We start from the raw sequence: 16,638 nt of genomic DNA, 5'->3' as shown, positions 1-16,638 counted from the left end.
GCCACACACCCCACGTGTCACTCGGCTCGGCGCTCGCTCTCATCTGTTGTGAGTATCCTACTAACGGAGTCGCTATACAGGTGTTGTTATTTTTACACTAACAGTCACGACTTGGAACACGACGGTCGCGAGCGCTGGTCCCAAAACAACGGCGATCGTCCCGCTTCTGGCCGAACGTTCAGCAGAACAGTGTTATTCACGTACTACCCGTCGTTTTCAACCGACAAAACAGGTCGCTTCGTCACATTCTTGTGACAATCCGCAATCCTGATCAGTCGTGTTGGACGGCTGCTCGATCACTCGACCGAGACCGTCTGGAGGTCCTCGGCGAACCGGACGTCGCCGTCGTAATGGGCGGCGATCGACTCGAGCATTTCGTCGTGGTTGCCGTCGGTGTGGGGATAGAGGTGGGTGAGATAGACCCGGCCGAGCTCCCGGCCGGCGAGTTCCCGGCCGAGCGCGTCGGGCGTCGGGTGGTTCGAGACATCGACATCGTCGGGGAACGAACAGTCGTGGGCGAAAATCGCCGATCCCTCCGCGAAGTTCGCCAGTCCGGCGAAGGCCTCGCTGTCGCCGCTGAAGGTGAAGAGATCGCCGAAGCGGTAGGCCAGACACGGCACCGAGTGACGCGTCTCGTAGGCTGAGACATCGAAGCCAGCGACGGTGAACTCGCCGGGCACGACCTCCCGAACCTGTACCTCGAGTTTGTCCTGCATGTACTCGTAGACAGAGAGGAGGTCGTCGACCAGCGCCTTGGTGCCCTGTGGGCCGACGACCTCGAGGTGGTCCTCGCCGGCGAGCCAGCGGGCTTTCATCAGCGGCAGCAGGTCGGCCACGTGATCTAAGTGGTGGTGGGTCAGGAGAACCGTCGAGACGTTCTCGTAGCCGACGCCGGACTGCTGGAGCCGCTGGAGGATCCCGGAACCGCAGTCGATCAGCAGCGTGCGACCGTCCTCCTGAACGAGGATTCCCGTCTGAAAGCGTTCGCCCGTGGGCATGGCACTGCCCGTTCCGAGAAAGGTGATACGCATAGGCGAGTGTGGAACCCCCGGCCCGATAAGGGTACCTCTCGAGAACGTCTCCGGCCGTGCCGGGGCCACATGATTCCGACGATCGGTACAAAGATTCAAGCGGGTCGGCAGTCCACCGTGGGGTATCGGTTCGATGGTTACGTATTCGACAGGTACCCGCGGCCAGCACTCACACAGCGAGCGGCCGATCGACGCACGCGGCGGACCGCGCCACGCCAGCCGGGTGATGCGGTGATGATCAGCCGACTCGAGACGGCGCTGCCGTCGCGGGTCACGAAGACGACGCTGTATCGGATTGTCGGCTGGCTCCTGCGGGTGTACGTCGTCAGTCTGGCGCTCGTCGGCGTCTACAGTTTCCTGTGGGTTCTCGAGGTCGCCGGCATGCTTCCCGGTCACGTGCTGTCGACGGCTTGGTTTGGCGTCGCCGCGATTGGACTGCTCTTTCTCGTGTTGTCGATCCCGCTTTACTACCGGGCTCGGACGACCGAGTGCTAACCGACCGGCCGCGACTCCGAGACCGGCCCGCGCTTTCGGCGGATTTATCGCCACGTCACGCCGAACGACGTGTGTATCCGCATATGACAGTCGTTCTCGCCGGCGTCGGTGCCGACAGCACGAACGTCGGCGCGCTGGCACCGCTGTACGACGACGGCCGGTTCGAGTATGTCCCGATTCCGGAGAAAACCCGCGAGACGACTGAATCGGAGACGCTTGGATCGTGGGAGCTGCGAGCCGACGACGGCGTTGCCGCCGATCTCACGACCCGGATCACGCCCCAGCCGGTCGGAGATGGGACCGAGACAGTCGCTGACGACGCCCTCACATCGTGGCCGCTCCACCACGATCCTAACTTCGAGGCGCTGACCTACGGTGAACACCGGACCAGCGGCTACGTTTCACGACTGCGCGCGCTCGAGCCCGGCGACGTCGTCGGGTTCTACGCTGGCCTGCGCCGACCGGACGGGGACCGCGCCCACCGCTACCTGATCGGCTACTTTACCGTCGCGGACGTGGCCGTTGTGACGCCGGATATGCCCCGGGCTGAGCGCGAAGTGATCCTTGACGCCCATCCGGACAACGCTCACGCCAAGCGCGCACAGGACGGCGACCTCTACCTCGAGAAACCGGTCGTCATCGTTGACGGGCGCGAACCCGGCGGGCTCTTCGAGCGCGATCCGATCCGCATCAGCGACTACTACGTCGCCGAGGGCAACGAGCGGCCACAGTACTACCTGCGCGAGGAAATCGAATCGGCGTGGAACGTCCAGGCCGGCGGATCGAACATGATGTTCAAGCCGGCTTACCGCTGTGACCTTTCGGGTGCCGCGTTCCGGGAGCGGGTCGGGATGCCGGGCGACCGGGAAATCGCGTAGGTGGTCGTCATTCGCAGTGCTCCAGTCGCTCGAGAAACGGCTCGAGGTCGCCGAAGTGCTCGCCACGCGTGACCTCACCGTCCTGGTGCCGATAGTCGACGACGTCGTGTGTATCGAGTCGCGGGAGATGGTTGTGAACTAACGCGATAGTGATCGCTCGACGAGTGGTGGGGCCCTTGTCGGCCGTCTCGTGGTCGTGGTCCGACGAGGCGAGGCGACGGCCCAGTTCTTCGGGCGTCGTCCGGTCGACTGTGCGAAGGATCTCCAGAACGGCTCTGGCCGTCCCGTTCGAGAGGAGCGTATAGATCGTCTCGATGTCGAGAGTGTTCGACTGGGATCGGGGCACAAGTGGCCTGCCGGTAGGAAGGGATACAGTAGTACTCCCATACTAGTTGGGTATTTGTCGTCGACACGCTCCGTCGCCGCTCGCTCGCCGATCGATCGGTTTCATGTAGCGATCCATCAAAGCATGTGGCAGTGACGGCTTCCGACGATACGACGCCACGACACGAGCGCGTCACACACCACACGACGCCCGGGCCACGCAACTCGCTGGCCCACTGGACCACCGCCCGCTCTCCACTTCGGGTCGCGATCAACTACATCGTCGTCTGGCTCGTGCGGATCTCGCCGAGCCTGCGGCTCAAACGCTGGCTGTTGCGCCGCATCGGCGTCACGGTCGGATCTGGCGTCTCGTGGGGCCTCGAGGCCACGCCCGACGTCTTCTGGCCGGACCTGATCACGCTCGAGGCGGACGCGATCGTCGGCTACGACGCGACGATCCTCTGTCACGAGTTCCTCCAGGACGAGTATCGAACCGGCGAGGTCGTCGTCGGCGAACGGGCGATGATCGGCGCGGGTGCGATCGTCCTGCCCGGCGTCGAAATCGGGCCCGATGCTCGCATCGCGGCGAACTCGCTGGTGACTCGAGACGTCCCCCCCGAAACGACCGTCGCGGGCGTGCCGGCGGAGCCGATGGGCGGTGCGTCCGGCGACGAGACGGCCGAATGAGAGCGGCGGCGAAAACAGAACGATTAGAGCGACGACCAGGACTTGCGGGCTTCGTTCCAGGACGTGATGTCGGCGATCCAGCGGGCGGCGATCAGTTTCTTCAGGTTCTCTGCTGGGAGGCCGCCGAAGGTATCGACGGGCAGAGAGATACCTTTCGCCGGCTTGACGTCGTGGGCGATCGCCTTGTCGCCGACCGAGATGACGGTCCCCTTGTCCTCGTGTTCCCAGGTTCGCAGCGGACGGTTCGCGATCGCGCGAGCGATGTTCTCACCGGCGACCTCGGCGGCCTGCCAGGCGGCCTGTGCCGTCGGCGGTGCGGGCTGGTCGCCCTGGTCGATGATCGCCGAGTCGCCAACCGCGAACACGCGCTCGTTGGAGGTCTGGAAGTTCGCTCGGGTGGTCACGCGGTTGTGCTCGTTCTCGAGATCGACGCCGTCCATCGCGTCGCGACCCGTGATGCCGCCGGTCCAGACGAGGACATCGTGCTCGAGCGGTTCGCCCTCGTCGAATTCGATGTGATCCGCGGTGGCCTCGGTGATCGGATCGTCCGTATGAATGCGGACGCCGGCTTCCTCAAGCAGGTCGCGCAGGGCCTGCTGGCACTCCGGATCGTTGCCCGGGAAGATCTCCTCGAGCGCCTCGACGAGGTGGATCTCGATGGGGGCGCGGTGCTGGTCGCGGAACTCGGCGATCTCGCCGGCGGTCTGGATGCCCGAGAGACCGGCACCGCCGATGACGATCTGTGCGGGCTCGCTGCGGGTCGCGTCCTGACTTGCTTCGTTGACGGCCTCGTGGATCTCGAGGGCGTCATCTAAGCTCTTGAGCGTCAGGGAGTGGTCCTCGAGACCGGGGATGCCGTAGTAGGCGGTCTGGCTGCCGAGTGCAACGAGGACGTAGTCGAACTCGACGTCCTCGCTGTCCGCGAGTTCGACGACCTGTTCGTCGACGTCCAGGCCCGTCACTTCGTCCTGGATGAATCGGGTCGCCGGGGATGCGATCTGCTCGACCGGGAAGGTAATATCCGAGCGGACGCTGGGATCGCGGATCACGCGGTGGGATTCGTGCAGTACGAGGTGATAATCGACGTCGGCGATCCAGGTCAGCCGTACGTTGCCGCCAAGCTCCGACTGGAGCTTTTTGATCGCGCCGGTGCCAGCGTAGCCAGCCCCGAGCACGACAACGTTCTCAGTCATACAGCATAATGGGAAGCACTATGATACAAAGCTGTTGAAAGAGGAGTCGGTATGCTCACGCTTCGCACGACGCCATACTGACGGTCGGGAGACAGTGCTCGAGTCGAGCCGGACCCCGCCGAACGTGACTAACTCAGAGGATCCGTTTCCCGAACGTGCTCGCGGTCAGTTCGGCTGCCAGCGTCGCCGTCTCGTTTGCCTCGTCCAAGATCGGATTCACTTCGACGACGTCCATCGATCGCAGGATGCCCGCGGCCTCGTCGCGTCGCGAGAGCGTCTCGAGTGCGGCGTGGGCTTCCCGGTAGGTGACGCCGCCACGAACGGGCGTGCCGACGCCGGGGGCCGTCTTCGGGTCGAGCCAGTCCAGATCGAGGCTGACGTGGACGCCGTCGGTGCCATCGGTCGCGACCGCGAGGGCGTCTTCGACGACCGCCGAAACGCCACGCTGGTCGATGTCGGACATCGTGTAGGCCGTCAGGTCGCTTTCCTCGAGCAAGTCGCGTTCGCGCTCGTCGATACTTCGGAGGCCGACGTAGACGACCGACGACTCACGGAGTCCCGGGGCGGGTGCCCATTCCATCTCGCCGAACGCACCGTACCCGAGGACGGCGGCCAGTGGCATCCCGTGGACGTTACCGCTCGGCGAGGTCCCGGGCGTGTTCAGGTCGGCGTGGGCATCGAACCAGATCGCACCGAGGTCAACGTCCCGAGCCGCGCCGGTCAGCGAGCCGATCGCAACCGCGTGGTCCCCGCCCAGCACGAGGGGAAACTCGCCGTCGGAAACCGTCGCCGCGACGCGATCGCGCAGCCGCCGACAGACGTCCGCGATTTCCCGGAGGAACTTCGCGTTCCCGCCGTGGGGCTGGTCGGCATCCGGATCGCGCTCTTCAGCCCGGGGCATCGACAGGTCGCCGTCGTCGATCGGGCCGACACCTGCCCGCTCGAGGCCGTCTGCCAGCCCCGCATAGCGGATCGCCGACGGTCCCATGTCGACGCCACGACGATTCGCCCCGTAGTCCATCGGCGCGCCGATGATCCTGACGGTCCGGTCCATAGACTCGCTACACCGCCGACCGGTTTGACCATGGTGGTCAGTCACAGTCGCTGTGCGGACACGCGACAGCCTCGTCGATCACACACGGACGGCTTCAGTGGCGACAGCTTTAGGGTTAGACCTGTCTAAATTCGGGACAGCATGATGCTGAGCGACGTGATGGAGGACTACCTCAAAGCGATCTACCACCTCCAGCGCGAGACCGACGAGCGGATCAAGACCTCCGAGATCGCGGCGGAGCTGGACGTCACGTCGCCGACCGTTACTAGCATGCTCGACAAACTCGAGGAGCGAGACCTCGTCGACCGCGAGAAGTATCGCGGCGTGACCTTAACCGACGAAGGCGAGACCGTCGCCCTCGAAATCGTCCGCCACCATCGGCTGCTCGAGGCCTACCTCACTGAACACTTAGATTACGACTGGTCGGAAGTCCACGCGGAAGCCGACCGCCTCGAACACCACATCAGCGAGAACTTCGAGGCCCGCGTCGCCGACGCGCTCGGCGAGCCGACGGTCGACCCACACGGCTCGCCGATCCCGAGTGCCGACCTCGAGCCGCCGGAGCGTCCCGACGGTGAGGCCATCACCGAATTCGAGGAAGGGGCCGTCGTGACCGTCGCCGAGGTCGCCGACCACGACCCCGAGGTGCTCTCGTATCTCGCCGACCACGGCGTCGAACCCGGTGTCGACCTCGAAATCGTCGAGATCGCCCCGTTCGGAATGGTGACGGCGTGCTCGAGCGAGGCCGACGAGCCGGTCTCACTGCCCGAGTCAGTCGCCAGACACGTCCGCGTTGCACCACCCGCCGAACCTCAGCCGTCGTCGTAGCTGCCGGGGATACCGTTGCGATCGCGATGATACTGTGACCCACGGATGCCCGCCTCACCGTCGGCGGACGAGACGAAAGTGCGTACATTCCCGGTGCAACCGTCACAACGTTGGCAAAATAACCGGCCCACCCGCCGGGTTTAAGGAAACCAAATACGAATAAAACACTATGTCATCCATCGAACTCACCCCTAGCCAGAAGAAAATACTCCGCGCCCTGACGAACCTCCACAAGGAGTCCGAAGATGCGATCAAAGGCGAAGATATCGCCGAACAGGTCGACCGCAATCCCGGCACGATCCGCAACCAGATGCAGAGTCTCAAAGCCCTCCAACTAGTAGAGGGTGTACCCGGACCGAAAGGCGGCTACAAACCCACTGCCGCCGCCTACGAAGCACTCGAGATCCAGCAGATGGACGAGCCCGCATCGGTTCCGCTGCAACACGAAGGCGAACCCGTCAGCGACACCATCATCGAAGAGATCGACCTCTCGAGTGTCCACCACCCTGAACTCTGTCGCGCAGAGATTCACGTGCAGGGACGAGTCAGCGACATTCACGAGGGTGATTCCGTCACCGTCGGCCCGACACCGCTCTCGAAACTCGTCATCGATGGCACCGTCGACGGCAAAGACGACACGAACAACATCCTCATTCTCCGGATCGACGACATGGTCGCACCCGCCGAAGAGCCGGCCCACTGAGCGGCGATCGGCGGCTCTCATCTCGCTTCTCCTGCTAGCGTCTGCGCTCTCGGTCGGTGACCGATCGGCGAAAACTGGTTTCGTGTCGAGACGATGGGCGAACTGCGGCGTGATTACTCGAGCGCGTCGGTGTCTGCGTCCCCATCGGCGGTCGCAGCCGGAATCACGTCGACGCTCGCGACCGCGTCGCCGTCTTCGACGTCCATGACGATCACGCCCATCGTGTTTCGCCCGACCGTCGAGACTTCGTCGACCCGCGTGCGGACGATCTGACCGCGCTCGCTCATCAGCACGAGCCCGTCGTCCGGGTCGACCGCTTTGACGGCCGTCACGGGACCGTTTCGGTCGCCGGTCTTGATGTCGATCAGCCCCTTGCCGTACCGTGACTGGGTGCTATACTCGGCGAGTGGCGTCCGCTTGCCGTAGCCGTTCTCGGTCACGGTCAACAGCGCCTGTCCGTCGTCCTCGTCGGTCGCGACCAGCCCCGCCACGGCGTCGTCGGCTTGCAGTTTGATGCCGTTGACACCGCGGGCGTTGCGCCCCATCGCACGGACCTCGTCCTCGTCGAAGCGGATCGTCATGCCGCCTTCGGTCGCGATGACGAGATCCTGTGTGCCGTCGGTGACTTCGACGTCGACCAGTTCGTCGCCTTCCTCGAGATCGGCCGCGATGATCCCCGTCGAGAGGATGTTGTCGAACTCCGCACCGGCGGTGCGTTTGACGTAGCCGTTGCGGGTTGCCATCGTCACGAACTCGTCGTCGCTGAAGGCGTCGGTGTCGACGATGGCCGTGATGTCCTCGCCGGGGTCGAGATCGAGGATGTTGACCGCGGATTTGCCGCGGGCCGTCCGGCCCATCTCGGGGATTTCGTAGGTCTTGAGCCGGTAGACTTCGCCCTGATTCGTAAAGCACAGCAGATAGTCGTGGGTGTTAGCCCGGAAGACCGTCGCGACGCGGTCGTCTTCCTTGACGTCTGCGCCGATGATGCCTTTCCCGCCGCGACCCTGGGGGTCAAACTGGTCGATCGGCATCCGCTTGACGTAGTCGTCCTCGGTCATGACCACGAACACCTCCTCCTCGGGGATGAGATCCTCGTGGGTGACTGTGCCCTGGTCCTCGATAATCGAGGTCCGACGCTCGTCGCCGTACTCGGCTTTGATCTCGCGGAGTTCGTCCTTGATGACGCCGAGTAACTCCGACTCGCTTTCCAGGATCTCCGTCAGGCGCTCGATCTCGGCCTGGACCTCTTCGTACTCGGCTTCGATCTCGGCGGCCTCCATCGAGGTGAGACTGCCGAGTTGCATCCGGACGATGTGCTCGGCCTGGTCCATCGAGAAGTCGTAGGCGTCTTGCAGCGCCGCTTTCGCGGCCGAGCGGTCCTCGCTGTCACGGATCAACTCGACGACGTTTTCGGCGTTCTCGACGGCCGTCAGCCGACCTTCGAGGATGTGCGCGCGATCCTCGGCCTCCGCGAGATCGTACTCGCTGCGCCGGCGAACGACCTCGCGGCGGTGGGCGACGTACTCCTCGAGCGTTTCCTTGAGCGAGAGCACTCGGGGCTGGCCGTCGACCAGCGCGAGGTTGATGACGCCGAAGGTTCGCTCTAAGTGATTCTCGAGTAGTTTGTTCTCGACGACATCCGCGTTCGCGCCGCGGTTGAGTTCGATGACGATCCGGACGCCGTCGCGGTCGGACTCGTCGCGCAGGTCCGTGATGCCCTCGATCTCGCCCTCGTTGACGTCCTCGGCGATGCGCTCGACGAGGCGGGCCTTGTTGGCTTGGAAGGGGAGTTCGGTGACGACGATGCGCTCGCGGCCGTTTTTCCATTCTTCGACCTCGAACTCGGCACGAACCCGAATGCGGCCGCGGCCGGTCTTGTACGCCGAGTAGATGGCGTCTCGGCCGACGATGTTCGCACCCGTCGGGAAGTCCGGGCCCTTAACGTGATCCATCAGGTCCTCGACGGTCGCCTCGGGATCGTCGATCAGTTCGATGGTCGCGTCGATGACTTCGCCCAGGTTGTGCGGCGGGATGTTCGTCGACATCCCGACCGCGATCCCCGAGGAGCCGTTGACCAGCAGATTGGGAAACGCCGCCGGGAGCACGTCGGGTTCCTGCAGGCGGTCGTCGTAGTTCGAGGAGAAGTCGACCGTGTCCTTCTCGATGTCCTCGAGCAACTCCTCGGAAATGGGCGACATCCGGGCCTCCGTGTATCGCTGTGCGGCGGCCGGATCGCCGTCCATCGAGCCGAAGTTCCCCTGGCCGTCGACCAGCGGATACCGCATCGAGAAGTCCTGGGCCATCCGGACCAGGGTGTCGTAGATCGCGCTGTCGCCGTGAGGGTGGTAATCCCCCATCGTCTCCCCGACGATCGAGGACGACTTTCGGTGGCTCGAGCCACTCGAGACCCCCATCTCGTGCATCGCATAGAGGATGCGCCGGTGGACGGGTTTGAGGCCGTCCTCGACGCGCGGGAGCGCACGACCCGCGATGACGGACATCGCGTAGTCGATGTAGCTTTGCTCCATCTCGTCCTCAATGCGGACGTTCTCTACCGCTCGTGCCTCTACGTCTGTCGGATCGGGTACGTCTGAACTCATGTATAAATTATATGTCGATCCACTCGGCTTCCGGCGCGTTTTCCTTGATGAACTGCTTGCGGGGTTCGACGGCGTCGCCCATCAGGACGGAGAACATCTTGTCCGCCGCTGCCGCGTCCTCGATCGTGATCTGCTTGAGGATACGGTTGTCGGGGTTCATCGTCGTCTCCCAGAGCTGTTCGGGGTTCATCTCGCCCAGTCCCTTGAACCGCTGGACTTGCGAGGGGTTGCCGTCGCATTTCTCTTCGACGATCTCGTCGCGTTCGGCGTCGGTCATCGCATCGTAGGTCTCGCCGCGATACCGGATGCGATAGAGTGGTGGCTGGGTCGCGTAGACGTAGCCCCCCTCGAGCAGCGGGCGCATATGCCGGTAGAAGAACGTCAACAGGAGCGTCCGGATGTGGGCGCCGTCGACGTCGGCGTCGGTCGCCATGATGATCTTCTTGTAGCGGACGTCCTCGACGTCGAACTCGTCGCCGATCCCCGCGCCGATCGCGGTGATCATGTTCCGGATCTCGTCGTTCTCCAAGATGCGGTCTAAGCGATGTTTCTCGACGTTCAGAATCTTCCCCTTTATCGGGAGGACGGCCTGGAACTCGGGGTTGCGGGCCTGTTTTGCGCTGCCGCCTGCGGAGTCACCCTCCGCAATGAACAGTTCGGCTTTCTCGGGGTCTTTGGTCTGACAGTCAGCGAGTTTCCCCGGGAGGGAGGTGGACTCGAGGGCGGACTTCCGCCGCGTCAGTTCCTCGGCCTTCTGGGCGGCCATGCGGGCTTTCGCAGCCTCGACGGCCTTGGTGACGATGGCCTCGGCGGTGTCGGGGTGTTCCTCGAAGTAGGTGCCAAGGCCCTCGTGCATGGCGCTTTCGACGATCCCGCGGACTTCGGAGTTGCCGAGTTTCGTCTTCGTCTGGCCCTCGAACTGCGGATCGGGGTGTTTGATCGAGATGACTGCCGTGAGCCCCTCGCGGATGTCCTCGCCTTTGAGGTTGTTCTCGAGATCGGAGAGGAGATCGTTTTCGTTGGCGTAGTCGTTGACCGTCCGCGTGAGGGCGGTCTTGAACCCGGTGAGGTGGGTCCCGCCCTCGCGCGTGTTGATGTTGTTCGCGAAGGCGTGGATCGAGCCCTGCAGTTCCTCGGTAGCCTGCATCGCGACTTCGACCTGGATATTCTGGTCTTCGTCCTCGAAGTAAATGACGTCGTCGTGCATCGCCGAGCGCGTCTCGTTTAAATACTCGACGAACTCGCGGATGCCGCCGTCGTACTCGTAGGTCTCGGCGACGGGACCGTCGTCGCTTTTCTCCTCGCGCTCGTCGCGGAGTGTGATGCGGACGCCCGAGTTGAGAAACGCCAGTTCCCGCAGGCGGTTCGACAGCGTCGAGAACGCGAACTCGCCCGTCTCGAAGATATCCGCGTCGGGCCAGAAGCGGATCTCGGTGCCGGTCTCCTCGTCGGGTTCCATATCGCGGACCCGCTCCATGTCGCCGACGGGTTCGCCGGCCTCGAACGCGTGCCGGAAGACGCCGCCGTCGCGTCTGACCTCGGCCTCGAGCCGTTCGGAGAGGGCGTTGACGACCGAGACGCCGACGCCGTGGAGGCCGCCGGAGACCTGGTAGGACTTGTTGTCGAACTTGCCGCCAGCGTGGAGGACAGTCAGAATGACCTCGAGTGCAGGGCGGTCGTACTCCTCGTGTGTGTCGACGGGGATGCCGCGGCCGTCGTCTGCGACGCTCACCGACCCATCCTCGTTGATGGAGACGGTGATGTCGTCGCAGTAGCCGGCCAGCGCCTCGTCGATCGAGTTGTCGACCACTTCGTAGACGAGGTGGTGCAGTCCTCGAGAATCGGTAGAGCCGATGTACATTGCCGGTCGCTTTCGCACAGCCTCCAGACCCTCTAAGACCTGGATCTGCCCGGCTCCGTACTCGCTTTCCTGGGACATGTAAAACCTGCTTTCGGGTAGTGGACCGGCCCTAATAAAAGTCACGTGTACGCGCGCGAGCGCGAGCCGTCATACGACGGCCTCCCAAGGGCCGACGACGGCTGGCCCGTTACAGGAACGCGTCGAACGCCTCGTGACCCTCGATATCGACGCCCTCGTCGGTGATCTCCGCGAGGAAGACGCCGTTACCGGAGCCGGTGTCGCGCTCGACGGCCGATTTGATCGCGCGGGCCGCGATGGACTTGGCGTCCTCGAGCGACAGGTCGTCGTCGTACTCCTGCTCGAGCAGTCCGTAGGCCAGTTGCATCCCGGAGCCGGTGACGGTGTAGTCGTCTTCCATGACGCCGCCGGCGGGGTCGATGCTGTAGACGTGGCTGCCCTCGTCGTCGACGCCGCCGAGGATGGGGTTGATCGCCCGGAACGGGCCGCCGCGGGCGAAATTGCCCGCAAGCGTCGCCAGCGCCTCGATGTCCATCGGCTCGCCGCGACGGGCCTCGTAGAGGTCGACCTCCGAGCGTAGCGTCCGGATGAACGACTGTGCGCCGCCGACGCTGCCGACGAGCGTTAATGCGCCGGTCGGGTGGATCTGCTCGACCTTCTGGACGTTCTTGTTCGAGACGAACCGGCCGCCGAGGCTGGCGCGCATGTCCGTCGCGATGACGACGCCCTCGTCGGTCGCGATGCCGATGGTCGTCGTGCCGGTCTTGTTGACGGTGTCCCCGTCGTCGCCCGCCTGGCTGCCGTTCGGCAGCGACCCCAGTTCCGGCTCGTACGGCGACGGGTCGGCTCCGTGTGTCCGGTTATTCATCGCTTTCCTCCATGTCGATCTCCGAGACGATCGACTCGAGGCGGTCCTCCGCGACCGAACTGAACGATTCATCGTCAGTCGTGATCGTCGCAACGTCGACATCTTCGGCGGCGACGACTTCCTCTTCGGGTTCGCTGAGCGCGCTCACGGCGAGTTCGATGCCGCCATCCACGTCGAGATCGGACTGGTAGTTATCCTCGAGATAGCCCTGAATGACGTCACGGTCGCCGCCGATGGCGGCCGCCTTCCACTCGTAGTCCGTCCCCGAGGGGTCGGTCTCGAACAGTTTCGGCTCGCCGTCCTCGATCCCGCCGACGAGCAGTGCGACGCCGAACGGGCGCGCGCCGCCGGTCTGCGTATATTCCTGAATGTGGTCGGTGATCGACCGCGTCAGTGTCTCCACGCCGATCTGCTGGCCGTATCGCAGTTGTTCGCCCTGTGCGCGACGCCGCGCGAGGTCGACGAGCTGACGCGCGTCGGCGACGTGGCCCGCACTGGCGATACCGACGTGGTCGTCGGCCTTGTGGATCTTCTCGACGCTCGAGCGTTCCATGAGCGGTGAACTGACCCGTCGGTTGGCGGCGAGGACGACGCCATCGGGGGTGCAGAGCCCGACGCTTGCGGTGCCGCGTTTGACTGCCTCGCGTGCGTACTCGACCTGGTAGAGGCGTCCGTCGGGGGAGAAGATGGTGATTCCCCGATCGTAGGCCTGCTGTTGGGATTGTCCTTGCATAGGTTTTGGTCTTCACCTCGGGTAATGGATAGAAATGTATAGGCCTTCGTCTGAAGGCAACTTCGTCTGCCATGTGATATTCGACGACCTCGTGACACTCGGCAGCGCCGATGAGGTATCGGCGGTCGTAATCGGGTGTTCGAAGCTGGATTATCAGGCACTCGCATTCGGTAGTGCCGCCGGTACTGTGCTACTCGAGTCATCATCGCTATCACTTCGGGTGCGCGTCCGGGGTAATACGGTATTACGCGAACCAGCCATCTGACTGGTCGTCTGCTATCTCAAGCTTTTCACTCAACCGACTCCCGGCTGTTGCTTCCGGTATCGCGTTCCGGACTATAGCAAACAGATGCCAGCACGCTGTTCGGGTCTCCTCGACATCCAGCGTCCGCAGACTCGAGAAGGCGAGACACCAGCCGCTTTTCGAAGCTCCCAGAGATGAAACCCCATCCCCATAGTACCGCGGTGGCCGTTCCTGTCGAACCGGTAAACGAGAAAATCCATCGATGCGAACCCGGTGCCAGCCTCGCAGCGGCTGTTTCAGGGATCGGGTTCGCCTCGCGTCCGATCCGACAGCTACCCGCTGACGAAAACACCACTGGGATCGATGCAGGAGGTGGGCGCGTGTGAGCGAACAGTCCGCGTCGGCGTCTACGTCGACATCAGCAGTCGTCGACGCAGTCCCCGGCGGTGAAGTGATCCACGGAGCTCTCTACAGGTACGGACTGGGCGTGCTGTTCGCTGCGAACGTCTTCGGTGCAGGATCGGTCTACATTCTCGCCGACACGGGTGCGAACTTCGCGTACTCCTTGCTGTGGGTGTTACCACTTGCATTCCTCGTCGACATCGCGCTGCACGACATGAGCGCGCGACTCGCCGTGGCCGACGAACCGCTCGCCGACTACATCGCTGACGCGCTCCCGATCGGTGGCTCGACGCTACTGATCGGGATCTCACTGATGTCCGGACTGTGGGCCGTCTCGAACTACGCGGTCGCGGGTGCGGCTCTGGCCTGGCTGATCCCCGGTCTCGACAACGTCCTCGTCGGGATCGTCCTCGCGGCCGGAATCGGCATCGCCGTCGTCCAGATGAAGATCTACGACCGGATCGAAGCGGCGATCGCCGCGATGGTGTTCGCAGTGTTCAGCTCCTACGGCCTGTTGCTGCTCGGCCTCAATGTGCCGTGGCAATCGGTCGCGGCCGGTCTGCAGCCGATCCTGCAGACCGAGATCGGTTATCTCACCGCGGTCATCGCCCTGCTTGGAACGACGGTCTACTGGCCGAACTTTTTCATTCAATCGAGCATCCAGCCGACCAAGGAGTGGACCGACATCTGGGAGTACCGTCGGGACAACGCCGCCGGGATCGCGACGACACTCGTCATCGGTAGCTTCGTGATGATCGTCTCGGCAGTCACGCTCTCCGGCGGTGAAATGTCGTTAACGACCCCCGGAGAACCGCTCGCGTCGATCCTCGGCGAGTACGCGCTCGTGGTGTTCATCCTTGCAGCGTTTCTCGCCTCGATCTCCTCGGCTACCGGGACGCTGTTTGGAGCCGGCTTCATGGTGCCACAGGCGTTCGGGCGAGACACGGTCTTCGGTGATGCCGCGTTCCGACGAACGGTCATCGCGCTGATCGTCCTCTCGGCGATCACCGCGCTTCCGATGCTCATCTACACCGGTTTCGGACCGGTCGAAATGGCGATCATCATGCCGGCCGTCAACGGCGCGATTGGCCTTCCGGTCACCGTCTTCGCGCTCATCGGTGCCGTCAACCGGTTTCACAACATCGACTGGTACGAAAACGCCGCGTTCATCGCGGCGGGACTCGTCCTTCTCGTCGGGAGCCTCCTGACCGTCCAGTCGCTCTACGAAACGATTCTGTCTATCCTCTAGAGGCAGGCAACCCGTTTACTCGAGCGGCTGCGAGTGACGGACTCGTGTGCGATACCCGCGTCGTCCGATCGGAGCGATGCAGAACGGTGGAGTGAGACGGCCTGAAATGACAACACATGTCGTACAAGAGATGATCGCATTCGATTTCGGTCTCTCGCTGATCCTGTTGCTCGTCTCGATCGCGTTCTTTTCTGGGATCGGCATCACCACCATCGGTCCCGGCGGGATCTTCGTGACGATCGCACTCTACTCGCTGACGCCGCTTGCCTCGAGTCAGGTCGCCGGCACTGCCCACGCGACGTTCATCGTGACGGGACTCGTCGGCAGCGCCGCCTACCTCCACTCCGGGGAGATGAACACCGGCGAGAGCCGCGCGATCGCGGTCGTCCTCAGCGGCTCGAGCGTTCTCGGCGCACTCGTCGGCGCGTCGGTGAACCCGTTCGTGCCACGGTCGCTGTTCGGGCTCCTGCTCGGCGGCGTCGCGATAGCCGTCGGCGGGATCATCCTCTATCGCGAACGGCGGGGGTTTAGTCCGATCTACGACCTCGAGCCGCTGACCCGCCTCGGGCAAGCGGTACTCGCAGGGCTCGGATTCGTCCTCGGAGTCGCCAGCGGCCTGCTCGGTATCGGCGGCCCGGTGCTCGCCGTCCCCGCGCTGGTGCTCGTCGGTGTCCCGATGTTGCTCGCCGTCGCCGTCGCGCAGGTCCAGTCGATCTTCATCGCGACGTTTGCGGCCTCGGGCTATTTCCTGCAGGGAAACGTCCTCGTTCCGCTCGCGGTCGTCGTCGGCACACCGCTGTTGCTCGGCGTCGTCGTCGGCTGGCGCGTCGCCCACGTTGTCGACCCCGAGAAGCTGAAAGTCGCGCTGGGACTCGTCCTCCTGGCGGTCGGCCCCTATCTCGCGCTGTGACCAGCAACATGATGCAGTTGACGGGACCCAGACTGAAGACGACGCGCGTGGACGTCGAGATACCATGCCATCGCGGATCCTCGTCCCGTTTAACGACACCGAGCCCGCTCGCGACGCACTCGCACACGCGTTCGAGCTGTTTCCCGACGGCGAGTTCGTCGTGATGTCCGTCGCCGATACGACCTCGTTGCCGTACATCCCGAACACCGCGGACGACGCCGACCCAAGTGCCGAACGCCATGAGTTGCTGGACGACGCTGCCAATCAGTTGGCCGCAGCCGAAGCCATCGCCGACGAGCACGGTGTCGACATCGACACCCGAACACGAACAGGAACACCAGCCCAGGAGATCCTCTCAGTTGCCGAGCGCGACGCCGTCGATCACGTCGTCATCGGCAGCCACGGCCGATCCGGCGTCGCGCGGCTCCTGCTCGGCAGCGTCGACGAAGTCGTCGTTCGACACTCGCCGGTCCCGGTCACGACGGTCCGCTGACGGCCTCGAAGCGGCGTGTCGATCGCGATCCGGGACCTTGCGATGACGGGTAGCGGATGCGCCCAGT

At 64.0% G+C, this 16,638-nt stretch carries 16 protein-coding genes; 8 read left to right on the top strand and 8 right to left on the bottom strand.

The genetic code is table 11. The annotated features are described in order from the left end of the window. Positions 1–296: 296 nt before the first annotated feature. Positions 297–1,031 (bottom strand): MBL fold metallo-hydrolase, encoded by a 735-nt coding sequence (locus tag E2L06_RS08825; protein ID WP_138780588.1) that lies wholly within the window; start codon positions 1,029–1,031, stop codon positions 297–299. Positions 1,032–1,265: 234 nt separating this feature from the next. On the opposite strand from E2L06_RS08825, the gene E2L06_RS08820 reads away from it, so the two are divergent. After that, positions 1,266–1,526, top strand: coding sequence for a hypothetical protein (locus E2L06_RS08820; protein ID WP_138780586.1), 261 nt, complete (start codon positions 1,266–1,268; stop codon positions 1,524–1,526). A gap of 83 nt (positions 1,527–1,609) precedes the next feature. After that, entirely contained in the window at positions 1,610–2,404 is a 795-nt protein-coding gene (locus E2L06_RS08815) for a hypothetical protein (protein WP_138780584.1), read from the top strand. A gap of 7 nt (positions 2,405–2,411) precedes the next feature. Here E2L06_RS08815 and E2L06_RS08810 read toward each other — a convergent pair whose 3' ends face one another. Further along, a complete protein-coding gene (locus E2L06_RS08810) occupies positions 2,412–2,750 on the bottom strand; it encodes a hypothetical protein (protein ID WP_138780582.1) in 339 nt (112 codons plus the stop codon). 131 nt (positions 2,751–2,881) lie between these two features. Between E2L06_RS08810 and E2L06_RS08805 the strand changes: the two genes are divergently transcribed. Beyond that, a complete protein-coding gene (locus tag E2L06_RS08805; protein WP_138780580.1) occupies positions 2,882–3,415 on the top strand; it encodes a DapH/DapD/GlmU-related protein in 534 nt (177 codons plus the stop codon). A 23-nt stretch (positions 3,416–3,438) separates the two neighbouring features. Here the strand turns inward: E2L06_RS08805 and E2L06_RS08800 are convergent, their stop codons facing one another. Both E2L06_RS08800 and rocF read right to left on the bottom strand, forming a co-directional pair. Next, positions 3,439–4,608, bottom strand: coding sequence for an NAD(P)/FAD-dependent oxidoreductase (locus E2L06_RS08800; RefSeq protein WP_138780578.1), 1,170 nt, complete (start codon positions 4,606–4,608; stop codon positions 3,439–3,441). A gap of 133 nt (positions 4,609–4,741) precedes the next feature. Further along, positions 4,742–5,662 carry an arginase gene (gene rocF / locus E2L06_RS08795; protein ID WP_138780576.1) on the bottom strand — a complete coding sequence of 307 codons (921 nt, stop codon included), beginning with the start codon at positions 5,660–5,662 and terminating at the stop codon, positions 4,742–4,744. A gap of 141 nt (positions 5,663–5,803) precedes the next feature. Between rocF and E2L06_RS08790 the strand changes: the two genes are divergently transcribed. Both E2L06_RS08790 and E2L06_RS08785 read left to right on the top strand, forming a co-directional pair. Continuing rightward, positions 5,804–6,490 (top strand): metal-dependent transcriptional regulator, encoded by a 687-nt coding sequence (locus tag E2L06_RS08790; RefSeq protein ID WP_138780574.1) that lies wholly within the window; start codon positions 5,804–5,806, stop codon positions 6,488–6,490. A 169-nt stretch (positions 6,491–6,659) separates the two neighbouring features. Beyond that, positions 6,660–7,193: an Rrf2 family transcriptional regulator gene (locus tag E2L06_RS08785; RefSeq protein ID WP_138780573.1), complete on the top strand. Its 534-nt coding sequence runs from the start codon at positions 6,660–6,662 to the stop codon at positions 7,191–7,193. A gap of 113 nt (positions 7,194–7,306) precedes the next feature. Here E2L06_RS08785 and gyrA read toward each other — a convergent pair whose 3' ends face one another. From gyrA to psmA, 4 genes are all read right to left on the bottom strand, one after another. Further along, complete coding sequence (gene gyrA / locus E2L06_RS08780) at positions 7,307–9,793, bottom strand: DNA gyrase subunit A (RefSeq protein ID WP_138780572.1); 2,487 nt, start codon at positions 9,791–9,793, stop codon at positions 7,307–7,309. A 7-nt stretch (positions 9,794–9,800) separates the two neighbouring features. Next, positions 9,801–11,732 (bottom strand): DNA topoisomerase (ATP-hydrolyzing) subunit B, encoded by a 1,932-nt coding sequence (gene gyrB, locus E2L06_RS08775; protein WP_138780570.1) that lies wholly within the window; start codon positions 11,730–11,732, stop codon positions 9,801–9,803. 109 nt (positions 11,733–11,841) lie between these two features. Next, positions 11,842–12,540 carry an archaeal proteasome endopeptidase complex subunit beta gene (gene psmB, locus E2L06_RS08770; RefSeq protein ID WP_138780568.1) on the bottom strand — a complete coding sequence of 233 codons (699 nt, stop codon included), beginning with the start codon at positions 12,538–12,540 and terminating at the stop codon, positions 11,842–11,844. Beyond that, positions 12,533–13,273: an archaeal proteasome endopeptidase complex subunit alpha gene (psmA, locus tag E2L06_RS08765; RefSeq protein ID WP_138780566.1), complete on the bottom strand. Its 741-nt coding sequence runs from the start codon at positions 13,271–13,273 to the stop codon at positions 12,533–12,535. Before psmA ends, psmB begins: the two co-directional genes overlap by 8 nt. 626 nt (positions 13,274–13,899) lie before the next feature. On the opposite strand from psmA, the gene E2L06_RS08760 reads away from it, so the two are divergent. From E2L06_RS08760 to E2L06_RS08750, 3 genes are all read left to right on the top strand, one after another. Continuing rightward, a complete protein-coding gene (locus E2L06_RS08760) occupies positions 13,900–15,168 on the top strand; it encodes an NRAMP family divalent metal transporter (protein WP_138780564.1) in 1,269 nt (422 codons plus the stop codon). Between the two features lie 106 nt (positions 15,169–15,274). Continuing rightward, positions 15,275–16,078: a sulfite exporter TauE/SafE family protein gene (locus tag E2L06_RS08755; protein ID WP_394348737.1), complete on the top strand. Its 804-nt coding sequence runs from the start codon at positions 15,275–15,277 to the stop codon at positions 16,076–16,078. A 64-nt stretch (positions 16,079–16,142) separates the two neighbouring features. Continuing rightward, positions 16,143–16,571: a universal stress protein gene (locus E2L06_RS08750; RefSeq protein WP_138780562.1), complete on the top strand. Its 429-nt coding sequence runs from the start codon at positions 16,143–16,145 to the stop codon at positions 16,569–16,571. The last annotated feature ends 67 nt before the right edge of the window (positions 16,572–16,638 follow it).

The sequence above is a fragment of the Haloterrigena sp. H1 genome (assembly GCF_005938085.1).
Taxonomy (GTDB): Archaea; Halobacteriota; Halobacteria; order Halobacteriales; family Natrialbaceae; genus Natrinema.
This window is presented reverse-complemented; position numbering and strand designations above follow the sequence as displayed.

What these genes read in the sequence shown, in the direction of transcription:
- E2L06_RS08825 (WP_138780588.1), bottom strand. Translation starts at nt 1,031, where the DNA reads ATGCGTATCACCTTTCTCGGAACGGGCAGTGCCATGCCCACGGGCGAA.
- E2L06_RS08820 (WP_138780586.1), top strand. Translation starts at nt 1,266, where the DNA reads ATGATCAGCCGACTCGAGACGGCGCTGCCGTCGCGGGTCACGAAGACG.
- E2L06_RS08815 (WP_138780584.1), top strand. Translation starts at nt 1,610, where the DNA reads ATGACAGTCGTTCTCGCCGGCGTCGGTGCCGACAGCACGAACGTCGGC.
- E2L06_RS08800 (WP_138780578.1), bottom strand. Translation starts at nt 4,608, where the DNA reads ATGACTGAGAACGTTGTCGTGCTCGGGGCTGGCTACGCTGGCACCGGC.
- rocF (WP_138780576.1), bottom strand. Translation starts at nt 5,662, where the DNA reads ATGGACCGGACCGTCAGGATCATCGGCGCGCCGATGGACTACGGGGCG.
- E2L06_RS08790 (WP_138780574.1), top strand. Translation starts at nt 5,804, where the DNA reads ATGATGCTGAGCGACGTGATGGAGGACTACCTCAAAGCGATCTACCAC.
- E2L06_RS08785 (WP_138780573.1), top strand. Translation starts at nt 6,660, where the DNA reads ATGTCATCCATCGAACTCACCCCTAGCCAGAAGAAAATACTCCGCGCC.
- gyrA (WP_138780572.1), bottom strand. Translation starts at nt 9,793, where the DNA reads ATGAGTTCAGACGTACCCGATCCGACAGACGTAGAGGCACGAGCGGTA.
- gyrB (WP_138780570.1), bottom strand. Translation starts at nt 11,732, where the DNA reads ATGTCCCAGGAAAGCGAGTACGGAGCCGGGCAGATCCAGGTCTTAGAG.
- psmB (WP_138780568.1), bottom strand. Translation starts at nt 12,540, where the DNA reads ATGAATAACCGGACACACGGAGCCGACCCGTCGCCGTACGAGCCGGAA.
- psmA (WP_138780566.1), bottom strand. Translation starts at nt 13,273, where the DNA reads ATGCAAGGACAATCCCAACAGCAGGCCTACGATCGGGGAATCACCATC.
- E2L06_RS08755 (WP_394348737.1), top strand. Translation starts at nt 15,275, where the DNA reads ATGACAACACATGTCGTACAAGAGATGATCGCATTCGATTTCGGTCTC.
- E2L06_RS08750 (WP_138780562.1), top strand. Translation starts at nt 16,143, where the DNA reads ATGCCATCGCGGATCCTCGTCCCGTTTAACGACACCGAGCCCGCTCGC.